The 14,159-nt window shown below is 71.7% G+C and carries 15 protein-coding genes; 9 read left to right on the top strand and 6 right to left on the bottom strand.

The window, feature by feature from the left end; all coding sequences use genetic code 11:
• Positions 1–99: 99 nt before the first annotated feature.
• Complete coding sequence (locus H4N64_RS29625) at positions 100–354, top strand: WhiB family transcriptional regulator (RefSeq protein ID WP_186285505.1); 255 nt, start codon at positions 100–102, stop codon at positions 352–354.
• Between the two features lie 6 nt (positions 355–360).
• Here H4N64_RS29625 and H4N64_RS29630 read toward each other — a convergent pair whose 3' ends face one another.
• Genes H4N64_RS29630 through H4N64_RS29640 form a run of 3 tightly spaced genes read right to left on the bottom strand, consistent with a single transcriptional unit; the run spans position 361 to position 3,623 of the window.
• Positions 361–2,187 (bottom strand): ATP-binding protein, encoded by a 1,827-nt coding sequence (locus tag H4N64_RS29630; RefSeq protein WP_186285506.1) that lies wholly within the window; start codon positions 2,185–2,187, stop codon positions 361–363.
• The gene (locus H4N64_RS29635) at positions 2,184–2,879 is read right to left on the bottom strand and encodes a response regulator (RefSeq protein WP_186285507.1); all 696 of its coding nucleotides are present in this window, start codon (positions 2,877–2,879) and stop codon (positions 2,184–2,186) included. Before H4N64_RS29635 ends, H4N64_RS29630 begins: the two co-directional genes overlap by 4 nt.
• A gap of 18 nt (positions 2,880–2,897) precedes the next feature.
• Positions 2,898–3,623: a hypothetical protein gene (locus H4N64_RS29640; protein WP_186285508.1), complete on the bottom strand. Its 726-nt coding sequence runs from the start codon at positions 3,621–3,623 to the stop codon at positions 2,898–2,900.
• Positions 3,624–3,683: 60 nt separating this feature from the next.
• On the opposite strand from H4N64_RS29640, the gene H4N64_RS29645 reads away from it, so the two are divergent.
• Positions 3,684–4,031, top strand: coding sequence for a DUF488 family protein, N3 subclade (locus H4N64_RS29645; RefSeq protein WP_186285509.1), 348 nt, complete (start codon positions 3,684–3,686; stop codon positions 4,029–4,031).
• Positions 4,032–4,034: 3 nt separating this feature from the next.
• Here H4N64_RS29645 and H4N64_RS29650 read toward each other — a convergent pair whose 3' ends face one another.
• Together H4N64_RS29650 and H4N64_RS29655 are read right to left on the bottom strand one after the other, a co-directional pair.
• Positions 4,035–5,708: an FAD-binding dehydrogenase gene (locus tag H4N64_RS29650; RefSeq protein WP_186285510.1), complete on the bottom strand. Its 1,674-nt coding sequence runs from the start codon at positions 5,706–5,708 to the stop codon at positions 4,035–4,037.
• 16 nt (positions 5,709–5,724) lie between these two features.
• Entirely contained in the window at positions 5,725–6,351 is a 627-nt protein-coding gene (locus tag H4N64_RS29655) for a TetR/AcrR family transcriptional regulator (RefSeq protein WP_186285511.1), read from the bottom strand.
• Between the two features lie 115 nt (positions 6,352–6,466).
• On the opposite strand from H4N64_RS29655, the gene H4N64_RS29660 reads away from it, so the two are divergent.
• The 3 genes from H4N64_RS29660 to H4N64_RS29670 all read left to right on the top strand — a co-directional run bounded on the left by H4N64_RS29660 (position 6,467) and on the right by H4N64_RS29670 (position 9,254).
• Positions 6,467–7,093, top strand: a complete 627-nt coding sequence (locus H4N64_RS29660; RefSeq protein WP_186285512.1) for an alpha-ketoglutarate-dependent dioxygenase AlkB — start codon at positions 6,467–6,469, stop codon at positions 7,091–7,093.
• Between the two features lie 129 nt (positions 7,094–7,222).
• Complete coding sequence (locus tag H4N64_RS29665; RefSeq protein WP_186285513.1) at positions 7,223–7,969, top strand: MBL fold metallo-hydrolase; 747 nt, start codon at positions 7,223–7,225, stop codon at positions 7,967–7,969.
• Between the two features lie 43 nt (positions 7,970–8,012).
• Positions 8,013–9,254 (top strand): DUF4032 domain-containing protein, encoded by a 1,242-nt coding sequence (locus H4N64_RS29670; RefSeq protein WP_186285514.1) that lies wholly within the window; start codon positions 8,013–8,015, stop codon positions 9,252–9,254.
• A 1-nt stretch (position 9,255) separates the two neighbouring features.
• Here the strand turns inward: H4N64_RS29670 and H4N64_RS29675 are convergent, their stop codons facing one another.
• Complete coding sequence (locus H4N64_RS29675) at positions 9,256–10,131, bottom strand: universal stress protein (protein ID WP_186285515.1); 876 nt, start codon at positions 10,129–10,131, stop codon at positions 9,256–9,258.
• Between the two features lie 61 nt (positions 10,132–10,192).
• Between H4N64_RS29675 and H4N64_RS29680 the strand changes: the two genes are divergently transcribed.
• From H4N64_RS29680 to H4N64_RS29695, 4 genes are all read left to right on the top strand, one after another.
• The gene (locus tag H4N64_RS29680) at positions 10,193–10,546 is read left to right on the top strand and encodes a VOC family protein (protein ID WP_186285516.1); all 354 of its coding nucleotides are present in this window, start codon (positions 10,193–10,195) and stop codon (positions 10,544–10,546) included.
• 106 nt (positions 10,547–10,652) lie between these two features.
• Positions 10,653–12,329 (top strand): NAD(P)/FAD-dependent oxidoreductase, encoded by a 1,677-nt coding sequence (locus tag H4N64_RS29685; protein ID WP_186285517.1) that lies wholly within the window; start codon positions 10,653–10,655, stop codon positions 12,327–12,329.
• Complete coding sequence (locus H4N64_RS29690; RefSeq protein ID WP_186285518.1) at positions 12,326–13,783, top strand: ATP-binding protein; 1,458 nt, start codon at positions 12,326–12,328, stop codon at positions 13,781–13,783. The genes H4N64_RS29685 and H4N64_RS29690 overlap by 4 nt, the downstream gene beginning before the upstream one ends.
• A complete protein-coding gene (locus tag H4N64_RS29695) occupies positions 13,780–14,136 on the top strand; it encodes a UBP-type zinc finger domain-containing protein (protein WP_186285519.1) in 357 nt (118 codons plus the stop codon). The genes H4N64_RS29690 and H4N64_RS29695 overlap by 4 nt, the downstream gene beginning before the upstream one ends.
• Positions 14,137–14,159: the final 23 nt, after the last annotated feature.

Consider the following 14,159-nt stretch of genomic DNA (forward strand, 5'->3'; position numbering starts at 1 on the left):
TCAGGACTCCGTGGTTTCACTCCCGTATCGACAGGTGACCCGAAAGCGACTAAAAGCATCCGAAAGGGCATGTACGACTTCGAGCGCAGGTGACTTTCGATGGATGACTGGCGTGGCCGCGCCGCATGCCGCCACGAGGACCCCGACCTCTTCTTCCCGATCGGCACCTCGGGCCCGGCCCTCATGCAGACGAAGCAGGCGAAGGCGGTCTGCCGGCGCTGTCCGGTGCGGGAGCGGTGTCTGCGCTGGGCGTTGGACACCGGGCAGGCGGTCGGTGTGTGGGGCGGAACGAGCGAGTGGGAGCGCCTCGCGCTGCTGCGGCGGACGACCCCTGTGCGCCGCGGCAGCGGATAGCACCCCTCAGGTGTCCTTCGGGGGCTCACCTCCCGGCAGCCGGAGCGTGAACACCGAGCCGGTGCCGGGCTCGCTCGTCGCCTCGGCCGTACCGCCGTGTGCGGCCAGCAGGTGGCGCACGATGGGCAGGCCGAGTCCGCTGCCGCCGGTGCGGCGGCTGCGGGACTTCTCCGCCCGCCAGAACCGGTCGAAGACATGCGGCAGGTCCTCGGGCGCGATCCCGGTGCCGGTGTCGGTGACCTCCAGGACCACGTCGTCGCCGTCGCGGCGCGCGGCCAGGGTCACGGTGCCGCCGGACGGGGTGTACCGCAGCGCGTTGGAGACGAGATTGCCGAGCGCCTGCCGCATCCGGACCGGGTCGGCGTCCAGCCAGGGGGTGCCCCGGGCCGTGGTGCGCAGGGTGACGCCCGCCGCGTCGGCGGCGACGCGGTGGGCTGCGGCGACCTGGTCGAGGAGTTCGTCGGCGCGCACGGGTTCGCGGTGCAGACGCAGGGTGCCTGCGTCGGCGTCCGCGAGGTCCTGGAGGTCGTCGATCACGCGCTGGAGGACGAGGGCCTCCTCGTGCAGGGAGGCGAGCAGGGCGGGGTCGGGGTCGACGACGCCGTCCCGGGTGACCTCAAGCCAGCCGCGGATGTTGGTGAGCGGGCTGCGCAGTTCGTGGGCGATGTCGCTGACCATCGCCTTGCGCTGGGCCTCCAACCGGGCGCGGCGCTCGGTGAGTTCGTTGAACGCCGTCGCCAGGATGCCGGTCTCGTCCCGAGTGGTGACGGGCACCCGCACATGCCGCTCCGGCGGCTGCTGGGCAGCAGCGGTCAGCGCCCGCAGCGGCCTGACCAGCCGGGTCGCGACGACGGCGGTCACGGCCACGGTCACGGCGAGCACGAGCCCCGCGGCCCCGAGCACCTTGGTCCAGTTGGCCGGCGACAGGTCGAAGCGCACGGCGGGCCGGTCCCCGACGCCGAGGAACAGGTCGGCGGCCGGGGCGACATAGGGGTCGAGCTGGGCGCGGCGGGCCCGGTCGACGCAGGCCCGCGCCTGCCGCTGCGCGCGCTGTTGCGGCTGCGCCTTGAGCTTGCCCATCAGGTACCGGGTGTCCATGTTCCGGTCCCTGTCGTCGACGATGGGGAACAGCGGCTCGTGAAAGTCCACGCCGTGCTCGTCCAGACAGGTGCGGGCGCGCTCGGTCAGCTCGCCGAGCGCCTTCTCCTCGGTGGCGGTGGGGGTGTTGAGCCGTCCGTCGGCGCACTCCAGGGGCACGTAGTCGAGGGCGCTGCCGTCGTCGTCGGTGAGGACCGGACGGCCGCTCCGAGTGCGCTCCACGGTCGCGTCGACCCCGTTGCGGGCGAAGCACTCGCGCCGCTGCTCGGCGAGTCGGTCCAGCCGGGTGCGTTCGGCGGCGGGCAGCCGGTAGGGGCCGACCACCCGGGGGTCGATGCCGCCGCGCTGGGCGCCGCGATCGGTGTGGGTGTCGATGGTCAACGGATCGACGGTGGCGGCGGCGCGCGGCGGCAGTGGGGTGCCGGGCACCGCGGAGTCGGCGATCACTGTGCGGTCGGTGGCGATCAGGGCGATGCGCCGGCCGATCCGGTCGGACAGCTCGCGCAGGGTGCCCTCGATGCCCTGCCAGTCGGGGTGGGTCGCCGCGTATCCGCTGAGCCGGTTCAGGACGTCCATGTCGTCGGCGAGCACCTGGCCCTGCTCCTCACGCAGGGCGCGGGTGGTGGTCTCCACCGCGAGCCACGCCGTCGCCGCGACCGAGCAGACGGCGATCAGCACCGAGGTGATCAGCAGCCGGACCAGGAGCCGCTTGCGCAGCGGTATGCCGGACCTCACCCGCGGCCGCCGCTCAGCTTGTAGCCCACGCCGAACACCGTCAGCAGCCGGACCGGCCGCCGCGGGTCGGCCTCGATCTTGCGGCGCAGGTTCATGATGTGGACGTCCACGGCCCGTTCGGTCGAGGCCCGGTCGGTGCCTCGGGTGCACTCCAGCAACTGCCGCCGGGAGAACACCCGCTCGGGCTCGGCGGTCATGGCGAGCAGGATCTGGAACTCGGCCGGCGTGCACTCCACCGGCTCCCCGTCGCAGCGCACCTCGTGCCGAACCGGATCGACGGCGAGGCCCGCGGCCCGTACGACGGGGTCCTCCCGCCGGTCCGCGGCCCGTCCGCTGCGCCGCAGCACGGTACGGATGCGGGCCATCAGCTCGCGGGGGCTGTACGGCTTGGTCATGTAGTCGTCGGCGCCCAGCTCAAGACCGAGCAGGACGTCGTCCTCGGCGGAACGGGCGGTGAGCATCAGCACCGGGATGTCGTCGTCGCGGCGCAGCACCCGGCACACCCCGAAGCCGTCGATCACCGGGAGCATCAGGTCCAGCACGACGAGATCGGGACGCAGCCGCCGGGCCGCGTCCAGGGCGGCCGGGCCGTCGTGGACCACGGTGGCGGTGTGACCCTCCGCCAGCAGGGAGCGCCGTATCAGTTCGGCCTGCATCTCGTCGTCCTCGGCGACCAGCACATGTGCGCACACGCGGCGGATCCTAAGCGGTCAGCGGGCCAGGGACTTGGCGTCGCCCATGACGACGACGGGCTTCTTGTCGGGGTCCAGGGCCAGGAGCAGTGCCTTCATGTGCTGTTTCGCGATGCTCACACAGCCCTGGGTGGGTCCGTCGTGGTCTACGTGGAGCCATATGCCGCCACCGCGGCCGGCGCCCAGCGGCCGGGTCCAGTCGAGCGGTGTGGTCCCCGGCTTGCGGTTGTAGTTGACGGCGATGACGTAGTCGAAGGAGCCCGCCAGGGGTTCGCCCTCGAAGCCGGTGCCGGTCGCGGTGAAGCCGACGCCGTGGTCGTACGGCAGCCGGGTCCCCGGGTCGCGGAGCCGTCCGCCGGCGTCGGTGAGGCCGAAGACGCCGATGGGCGAGCGCAGATCACCGGAGCGGTGATGGCCGGTCCAGCCGCGCAGCGCGTTGTGCGCGGGCCACTCCTCGCCGGGCTCCCAGCCGGCGTCGGTGCGCTCGTACAGGACGACGGTGGATCGCGAGGAGTCCTTGCCGCTTCCGGTCACCACGACGGCCTGGCGGGCGTCGGTGGGCACCTCGGCCCAGGTCTTGGGCCCCAGTCCGGGCAGTTGCTGCGGGGCCGGGTCGAGGGTGATCTCGGGTGCGGGCGCCTGCCGCATGGGGGCGTGGACCGGCGGCTGCGCCGCTTCGCTGCCGCATCCGGTGAGCAGCAGGGAGGCGGCCAGCAGGGTGGCCCGAGGGTTCGGCGTGATCATGCGTCGACCTTGACGGACACTTGTGAGGAACCCGTCAGCCCCGCGTGGAGAGGCCCGACCGTGAGCATCCGCATCCGCCGCGTCTACGAACCGCCCGAGCCGCAGGACGGCGTACGCCTCCTGGTCGACCGGCTGTGGCCGCGCGGGGTGTCGAAGGACGCGGCCCGCGTGGACGAGTGGCCCAAGGCGCTCACCCCGTCGACCGAGCTGCGCCGCTGGTACCACGCGGGCGAGGGGTCGTACGAGGAGTTCGCGCGCCGCTACGAGGCGGAGCTGGCCGTCCCCGAGGCCGCCGAACTCCTCGAACATGTCAGGGAGTTGGCGGGCAAGGGACCCGTGACGCTGGTGACGGCCGCGAAGACCCCCGACGAGAGTCACGCGGCCGTCCTGGCGCGTCTGCTGGGCTGACGCTCAGCGGGTCTGCTGGGCGGCGGCCCGTCCCGCCGCCCGCCCGGAGAACAGGCAGCCGCCGAGGAAGGTGCCCTCCAGCGCGTTGTAGCCGTGCACGCCGCCACCGCCGAAGCCGGCCACCTCGCCCGCCGCGTACAGGCCCTCCACCGGCTGCCCGTCGGCGCCCAGCGCGCGGGAGTCGAGGTCGGTCTGGATGCCGCCGAGGGTCTTGCGGGTGAGGATGTGCAGCTTGACGCCGATCAGCGGACCGGCCGCGGGGTCGAGGATGCGGTGCGGGGTGGCGACCCGGCCGAGCCGGTCGCCGATGTAGCGGCGGGCGTTGCGGATGCCCTGCACCTGGGCGTCCTTGCTGTAGGAGTTGGCCAGCTGGAGGTCCCGGGCCTCGATCTGACGCCGGATCACGGCAGCGTCGAGGAGCGCCTTGCCCGTCAGGCCGTTCATCTTCTCGACGAGCTGCTCCAGGTTCGGGGCGGTCACGAAGTCCACGCCCTTGCGCAGGAACGCGTCGACCGGTCCCGGCGCGCCCTTGCCGAGCACGCGTTCCTTGAGGAAGCCCGCCCGGTCCTTGGCGGTGATGTCGGGGTTCTGCTCGGAGCCGGAGAGCGCGAACTCCTTCTCGATGATCTTCTGGGTGAGGATGAACCAGGAGTGGTCGTACCCGGCGATGTCCTCGGTGGTGCGCAGGTACTTGAGGGTGCCGAGGGTGTCGTAGCCGGGCAGACAGGGGTCGGGCAGGCGGCGGCCGAGGGCGTCGAACCACATCGAGGACGGTCCGGGCAGGATGCGGATGCCGTGTCCGGGCCAGATCGGGTCCCAGTTCTGAAGGCCCTCGGTGTAGTGCCACATGCGGTCGCGGTTGACGAGGCGTACGCCCGCCGCCGCGCTGATGTCGAGCATCCGGCCGTCGACGTAGGCGGGGACGCCGGTGACCATCTCGGCGGGCGGGGTGCCGAGGCGCTCGGGCCAGTAGCGGCGGACGATGTCGTGATCGGCGCCGATGCCACCGGTGGTCACGACGACGGCCTGGGCGGTGAGTTCGAAGTCGCCGACGCGGTCGCGGTTGGACTTCACGCCCCGGGCCGAGGTGTCCTCGGCGAGGACGGTGCCGCGCACCCCGCGCGCCCGGCCGTCCTCGATGGCGAGTTCGTCGACCCGGTGGCGGTGGTGGAAGGTCAGCAGCCCGTCGCGCGCGGCCTGCTCGGCGTAGCCCACGAACGGCTCGACCACACCGGTGCCGGTGCCCCAGGCGATGTGGAAGCGGGGCACGGAGTTGCCGTGGCCGTGGGCCCTGAGGTCGCCGCGCTCGGCCCAGCCGACGGTGGGCAGGAACTTGATGCCGTGCCCCTCCAGCCAGGACCGCTTCTCCCCTGCCGCGAACTCGACGTACGCCCGCGCCCAGCGCACCGCCCAGGAGTCCTCGTCGTCCACACGGTCGAACCCGGCGCTGCCCTGCCAGTCGCTCCAGGCCAGGTCGAAGGAGTCCTTGATGCCCAGGCGCCGCTGCTCCGGCGAGTCGACGAGGAACAGCCCGCCGAACGACCAGAAGGCCTGTCCGCCCAGGTTGTTCGCGTTCTCCTGGTCCACCAGGGCTACCCGGCGGCCCCGGCTGGTGAGTTCATGTGCGGCGACCAGGCCCGCGAGGCCCGCTCCGACGACGATGACGTCGGCATCCATGCGACCGTTCCCTTCCTCATTCGGGGGTGCCGCTGCCGTCGGTCAGCAGGGCGGTGAGCAGTTGCTTGAGCCAGGCGCGGGCGCTGTCGACGTCCTTGTCCAGCAGCAGTTGGGTGGTGACCCCGTCGTAGGCGGCGACGACCGCGCGGGCGGCGCCGTCGATGCCGTCGAACACGGCGGGCAGTGCGGTGTGCCCGGTGGCGCGGGCGAGCCGGTCGGCGATGGCCGTGCGCAGCCGCTCGCGGTGTTCGAGCAGGCTCTGCGCGACGGCCGGGTCCCGGGCGGCGTGCACCAGGAAGTCGGTCTTCACCAGCAGCCAGTCCACGTCGAGCAGCAGCACCTCGGTGACCCGGTCCACGGAGGTCGGTACGTCGAGATCGGGGCCGTCCTGCGCCAGCGCGCCCGAGACCTGTTCGGCGATCAGGTCGGCGCGCTGCCGGTAGAGGGCGAAGAACAGCTCGTCGAGGCTGGCGAAGTTCGAGTAGAAGGCGCCCCGGCTGTAGCCGGCGGCCTCGCAGACCTCCTCGATCGACACCCGCCCGAATCCCTTGGCGGCGAACACCTCGAACGCGGCGTCGAGCAGATTGGCCCGCGTCCGCACACGACGCCTGGTCACGCGCCGTGCCGTCTGCTCCGCCACCATGGCCGTCCCTTCGTTCGATACGGGAATGTATCCGATACATCAGTGCATCGAAAGGCTCGGGCACAGGGGATTGCAAGATGGGAACACATTTTCGAATAGGGGGTACGCTGGATCCATGACCACGCACCTCCAGGGCTCCCTCTTCGACCAGACGGACCAGCTGGGGCTCGGCTCCCTCGACGGGATCCGCCGGACCGTCCTCGGCCGGGGCGCCTGGATCGACGTGCTACCCGGCTGGCTCAGCGGCTCGGACACCCTGTTCGAACAGCTGGTCGCGCAGGTGCCCTGGCGGGCCGAGCGCCGGAAGATGTACGACCAGGTCGTCGACGTACCTCGACTGCTCGCGTTCTACGGCGCCGACGATCCGCTGCCGCATCCCGTCCTGGACGAGGCGCGGGCCGCGCTCACCGCGCACTACGCCGGGGAGCTGGGCGAGCCGTTCACCACGGCGGGCCTGTGCTACTACCGCGACGGCCGGGACAGCGTCGCCTGGCACGGCGACCGGATCGGGCGGGGCGCACGCGAGGACACAATGGTCGCGATCGTCTCGGTGGGCGCACCCCGGGACCTGCTGCTGCGCCCGATGGGCGGCGGCGAGACGGTGCGCCGCCCTCTGGGGCACGGCGACCTGATCGTGATGGGCGGCTCCTGCCAGCGGACGTGGGAACACGCGGTCCCGAAGACCTCGCGGGCCACGGGGCCGCGCATCAGCGTCCAGTTCCGGCCGCACGGCGTGCAGTGACCAGCCAAGATCAAAGGTAGACGAAGAGCAGCAGCAGGACGATCGGCGTCAGCAGCAGGTGGCCCACACCCACTTCCCGATCTGCTTTGCTGTTCCCGTCGGGCAGGAACCTCGGGACGAGGGACGGTCATGCGGGCAGATGTGCGGCAAGTCGCGGACGGCACCTATCTGGTGCACGGCAGCGACACCAACTGGGTGATCCTGACCGAAGGGGACGCGGTCACGCTGATCGACACCGGGTATCCCGGCGACCGGGAGCGGCTGCTCGCCTCCCTTGCGCAGGTGGGGAGTTCACCGGAGGCCGTAACAGCCGTACTGATCACGCACGCCCACAACGACCACGTGGGCTCGGCCGAGTTCCTGCGCGCCACCTACGGCACGCCGGTCCTGCTCCACGAGGCCGAAGTGCCGCACGCACGGCGGGAGTTCCTGCACCAGGTGTCCGTGGGCACGGTACTGAGGAACGGCTGGCGACCGGGCGTCGTCCCGTGGGCGCTGCACGCGCTCCGCTCCGGCGGCACGGCGCGTGTCCCGGTGACCGCGCCGGAGGCGTTCGCCACGGATGCCGCGCTGGACCTGCCGGGGCGACCGGTGCCCGTGCACACGCCCGGCCACACGAACGGACACTGCGCCTTCCATCTGCCGGACACCGGCGTACTGATCGCGGGCGACGCGCTGGCGAGCGGCCACCCGACGTCCCGGATCAAGGGCCCGCAACTGCTGCTGGACATGTTCCACCACGAGCGCACCCGTGCCGTCGCCTCGCTGGACATACTCGCCGCCATGGAAGCCGACCTCCTCCTGCCCGGCCACGGTCCCGTCCACCGCGGTCCGGTCCGTGAAGCGGCACTTCAGGCCAGGGAGCGGGCCGTCTAGGGTGAGGTGACGATCACCCCGGCGAGACGAGGACACCCCGCCCATGGCTCTGCAGATCAGCGCGACCAACCCGGAGCACCCCGCGCTCCTGTTGGAGCTGCCCTGGCACCTGCCGCTGGAGGAGTGGCCGGAGGAATACCTCGTGCCGCTGCCGCGCGGCATCTCCCGGCACGTCGTGCGCTACGCCCGCGCCGGCACCGAGGTCATCGCGGTCAAGGAGCTCGCCGAACGGCCCGCCCTGCGCGAGTACGAGCTGCTGCGCGACCTGGACCGGATCGGCATCCCGGCGGTGGATCCGCTCGCCGTCGTCACCGGACGCGTCGACGCCGACGGCGGGCACCTGGAGTCGGTGCTGGTCACCCGGCACCTCGGCGGCTCCATGCCGTACCGCTCGATGTTCGAGACGACGATGCGCCCGGCGACCATGCACCGGCTGATGGACGCGCTGGCGGTGCTGCTGGTGCGGCTGCATCTGGCCGGGTTCGCCTGGGGCGACTGCTCGCTGTCCAACACCCTCTTCCGGCGCGACGCGGGCGCCTACGCCGCCTATCTGGTCGACGCCGAGACCGGCGACCTGCACCCTCAGCTCAGCACCGGCCAGCGCGACTACGACCTCGACCTGGCCCGGGTCAACATCAGCGGCGAGCTGCTGGACCTGGAGGCGTCCGGGGCACTGCATCCCTCGGTGGACCCGATCGAGTTCGGCACCGAGATCTGCGCCCGCTACCAGGGCCTGTGGCAGGAGCTGACCCGCACCTCGGTCTACCCGGCGGGCAAGTACCACTACATAGAGCGCCGCATACGACGCCTCAACGAACTCGGCTTCGACGTCGCCGAGATGCAGATCGAGCACTCCTCCAACGGCGACACCGTCACCTTCGTCCCCAAGGTCGTCGACGCCGGCCACCACCAGCGCCAACTGCTGCGCCTGACGGGCCTGGACGCCGAGGAGAACCAGGCCCGACGGCTGCTGAACGACCTGGAGAGCTGGATGGCCACCCAGGACGACTACGCCCCGGGCGACCCCCTCGCCGCCCGCCCCGAGGTCCTCGCCCACCGCTGGGTACGGGACGTGTTCCGCCCCACCGTGCGGGCGGTCCCGCTCGAACTGCGCGGCTCGATGGACCCGGCGGAGATCTACCACGAACTCCTCGAACACCGCTGGTACCTGTCGGAGCGGGCGCAGCACGACATCGGTCTGGACACGGCCGTTGAGGACTACATCGAGAACATCCTCCCCAAGGCCCGGGAGACGCTCCAGCCCACCTCGGAGGAGACGGGCTGACTCAGGACGCGGGCGGCACCACGGCCACGGGGCAGTCCGCGTGGTGCAGCACGCCGTGCGCGACCGAGCCGATCCGCGCGCCCACGGCCGTACGGTGGGCCCGGCGCCCGACGACCATCAGCTGGGCCCGCCCGGCCACCGACAGCAGCACCTGCCCCGCGCTGCCCATCTCCACGTGCTCCACGACATGGACGTCCGGGAACCGCTCCCGCCACGGCTGCACCGCCGCGGCCAGTGCCTTCTTCTCGTACGGCTCCAGGCCGCCGGCGTCGTCGAGCAGCTTCAGCGAGGCCGGGCTGTACGCGAACAGCGGCGGCAGCGTCCAGGCCCGGACGGCCCGCACGGTGGCACCGCGCGCGGCGGCCGTCTCGAACGCGAACCGCAGCGCCGCCGCGCTGTCCTCCGGCTCACCGTGCTGACCGACGACGATCTCGTGCCCGGCAACCTCGGCGGAGGGCTTGTCCCCGGCGCGCACCAGCACGACGGGCCGCTCGGCCTCGACGATCACCTGCTGTCCGACGGAGCCCAGCAGGAACCCGACGACGGCGCCATGCCCGCGCGACCCGAGCACCAGCATCTCGGCGTCCACGGCGGCGGCGACGAGTGCGTCGACGGGCCCGCCTTCGAGCACGTCGGTCGACACGTCCAGGCCCGGATGCCGCTCACCGATGTCCTGGGCGGCCTGCGCCACCGCCTCCCGCGCCCACTGGGCCTGCGCGTCCGGATCGGCCTCTTCGAGCGCCTCCAACGGCTGGAACCGCCAGGCATGCACCACCCGCAGCGCGAGCCCCCGCCGAACCGCCTCCCGCGCCGCCCACCCCAGCGCGGCGAGGCTCTCCTCGGTTCCGTCGAATCCTGCCGTGATCGGGCGCGTCATTGCGGCTGCCTCCTTGTGTCGCGGTCACGTCCGTGCCCCCAGTCTTCACTACCCTGCGCGCATGACGTTGCAGTGGGAACAAGTGGTCGTGGACGCGGCGAACCCGCTGGCCCTGGGCACCTGGTGGGCGCAGGCCCTGGGCTGGACGGTCCTGAACGACGCCCCCGACGAGTACGAGATCCGCCCGGATCCGGACCGCCTCCCGGGCCTCGTCTTCGTCCCGGTCCCGGAGGGGAAGACGATCAAGAACCGGCTGCACCTCGACTTCCGCCCGGACGACCAGGAGGCCGAGGTCGCCCGCCTCCTCGCCCTGGGCGCCCGCCACGCGGACGTCGGCCAGGGCCGGCAGCCGTGGGTGGTGCTCGCGGACCCGGAGGGCAACGAGTTCTGCGTCCTGGCCCCGCGCCGCCGCTGACGACATACCTGAGCGAAGCGGCACGATCGAACATACGATGGCCACAGTCGGCCCGGTGGCTGTCCTCGCCGGGTCGGGGCAACGGAACCACTGGGGTGGGAGACGTATGGCACAGGCCGCCGAATCCGCGCGGACCGTCATCCTTACCGTGGACGACGACCCGGGGGTCTCCCGCGCCGTCGCCCGGGATCTGCGGCGGCGCTACGGCGAGTCGTACCGGATCGTGCGCGCGGAGTCCGGGGAGTCCGCGCTGGAGGCGCTGCGGGAGCTGAAGCTGCGCGGCGATCTCGTGGCCGTGATCCTGGCCGACTACCGGATGCCGCAGATGAACGGCATCGAGTTCCTCGAACGGGCCATGGACATCCATCCCGGCGCGCGGCGGATCCTGCTCACCGCCTACGCCGACACCAGCGCGGCCATCGACGCCATCAATGTCGTAGATCTCGATCATTACCTGCTCAAGCCCTGGGATCCGCCCGAGGAGAAGCTCTACCCCGTCCTGGACGATCTGCTGGAGGCCTGGCGGTGCAGTGACTTCCGGCCCGTTCCCGCGACCAAGGTCGTCGGGCATCGGTGGTCGGCTCGGTCCTCCGACGTACGGGAGTTCCTCGCCCGCAACCAGGTGCCCTACCGCTGGTACTCGTCCGACGAGCCCGAGGGGCAGCGGCTGCTCGCCGCCGCCGGGCAGGACGGGCAGCGGCTGCCGCTGGTGATCACCCCGGAGGGGATCCCGCTGGTCGAGCCGGACGTGCCGGAGCTCGCCTCGCATGTCGGTCTTGCAACCACGCCCACCGCCGACTTCTACGACCTCGTCGTCATCGGCGGCGGTCCGGCCGGGCTCGGAGCCGCCGTGTACGGTGCGTCCGAGGGGCTGCGGACCGTGCTCGTGGAGCGGTCGGCGACCGGTGGACAGGCCGGGCAGAGCTCGCGGATCGAGAACTACCTCGGTTTCCCGGACGGCGTCTCCGGCGCCCAGCTCACCGACCGCGCCCGCCGGCAGGCCGCCAAGTTCGGCGCCGAGGTCCTCACCGCGCGCGAGGTCACGGCCCTGGAGGCCAGCGGCGCCGCCCGCATCGTACGGTTCTCCGACGGCTCGGCCATCGCCGCGCACAGCGTGATCCTGGCGACCGGAGTGTCGTACCGGCAGCTGAGGGCGCCCGGCTGCGCCGAACTGACCAGCTGCGGAGTGTTCTACGGCTCCGCGCTGACCGAGGCGCCCTCCTGCCAGGGCCAGGACGTGTACATCGTCGGCGGCGCCAACTCCGCCGGGCAGGCGGCGATGTACCTGTCCAAGGGCGCCAAGTCGGTGACGCTGCTGGTGCGCGGGGCGGATCTGTCGGCGTCGATGTCGCACTATCTGATCCAGCAGATCAACGAGGCACCCAACATCTCCGTCCGCCCGAGGACGGTCGTCGAGGCCGCCCACGGCGACGGTCACCTGGAGCAGCTCACGCTGCGCGACACGGAGACCGGGGACACCGAACTCATCGACGCCCAGTGGCTGTTCGTGTTCATCGGCGCCGCCCCGCTGACCGACTGGCTCGACGGCACCGTGCTGCGCGACAGCAACGGCTTCATCCTCGCCGGGCCCGACCTCACCCCCGACGGACGGCCGCCGGCGGACTGGGAGCTGGACCGGCCGCCGTACCACCTGGAGACCAATGTGCCCGGGGTGTTCGTGGCCGGCGACGCGCGCGCCGAGTCCGCGAAGCGCGTCGCCTCCGCCGTAGGAGAGGGAGCCATGGCCGTGATGCTCGTCCACCGTTACCTGGAGCAGTCGTGAGCGGACAGCCCATGCCGTGCAGCCCCGCGGAGATCGGCTCGCTGTTCCTGTTCGAGAAGCTCTCCCCCGAACAGCTCGGCAGACTGTGCGCCGAGGGGCGGGTGGAGAAGTTCGAGGCCGGACCGGTGTACGCCGAGGGCGATCCGGCCACCTGCTTCTACGTCATGATCGAGGGCACGGTGGTGCTGTCGCGCCGGGTCGGCGGGGACGACGTCGAGGTGGCCCGGTCCTCGCAGCCAGGGGTGTACTCGGGGGCCATGCAGGCCTACCTCGGGGACCGGGCGCGGCAGGTCTACAACAGCTCCATGCGGGTCACGGAGCCGACGCGCTTCTTCGTGCTCCCCGCGGACACGTTCGCGGCCATCATGCAGGAGTGGTTCCCGATGGCGGTGCATCTGCTGGAGGGACTGTTCTTCGGTTCGAAGAACAGCCAGCGGGTCATCGGACAGCGTGAACGGCTGCTGGCGCTCGGCTCGTTGTCGGCCGGGCTCACCCACGAGCTCAACAACCCCGCGGCGGCGGCCGTACGGGCCACGGCCACGCTGCGCGAGCGGGTGGCGAAGATGCGGCACAAGCTGGCGGTGATCTCCTCGGGCCCCTATCCGCGCGAGAGCCTGGCGAGCCTCATCGAGATCCAGGACCGCACCGCCGAACGCGTCGGCAAGGCGCCCACCTTGAGCCCGCTGGAGGCGGCCGACCGCGAGGACGCGCTCAGCGACTGGCTCGACGACCACGACATTCCGGAGGGCTGGCGGCTCGCACCGACCTTCGTACAGGCCGGACTTGACGTCGACTGGCTGGAGCAGGTCGCCGCGGCCGTGGACGAGGACATCCTGCCCGGGGCCATCGGCTGGCTCAACTACACGGTCGAGACCGAGCTGTTGATGAGCGAGATCGAGGACTCCACCACCCGGATCTCGCATCTGGTCGACGCCGCCAAGCAGTACTCCCAGCTCGACCGCGCGCCCTTCCGCAACGTCGACGTGCACGAACTCCTCGACAGCACCCTGCTGATGCTCTCCGGGAAGATCGGCCCGCAGATCAAGGTCGTCAAGGAGTACGACCACACCCTCCCGGAGATCCCCGCCTACCCGGCGGAACTCAACCAGGTGTGGACGAACCTCATCGACAACGCGGTCTCCGCGATCAACAGCGCTGGCGGGGAAGGGGCGTTGACCGTGCGGACGGCACGGGACCACGACCGGCTGCTGGTGGAGTTCCGCGACACCGGCGTCGGGATCCCGCCGGAGAACCGCGGCCGGATCTTCGACCCCTTCTTCACCACCAAGCCCGTGGGCGAGGGCACCGGGCTCGGTCTGGACATCTCCTGGCGGATCGTGGTCAACAAGCACCACGGCACGCTCCAGGTCGAGTCCGCACCGGGCGACACACGCTTCCAGGTACTGCTTCCCCTCACCGCCACGGACGACGACACACCCGAGGAGCCCGCATGACCGGCCACGACGGCATCGACCCCAGCGTCCCGCCGAGCGGCGCGGGCTGCGTCGAGTGCGACCAGGACGGGGGGTGGTGGTTCCATCTGCGGCGCTGCGCCCAGTGCGGACACATCGGGTGCTGCGACTCCTCTCCCGCGAAGCACGCCACCGCGCACTTCAAGGCCACGGGGCATCCTGTGGTGCAGAGTTACGAGCCGGGCGAGGGGTGGTTCTGGGACTACAGCTCGTCCGACCTGTACGAGTCGGGGCCCGAGTTGGCGCCGCCGGTCAGTCATCCGGCGGACCAGCCTTCGCCGGGGCCCGCGGGACGGGTGCCTGCGGACTGGGCTCAGGTGCTGCGGGGCGCCTGAGAGGCGTGGGAGCTTTCCGAACA

The sequence above is a fragment of the Streptomyces cupreus genome (assembly GCF_014257025.1).
GTDB lineage: Bacteria > Actinomycetota > Actinomycetes > Streptomycetales > Streptomycetaceae > Streptomyces > Streptomyces cupreus.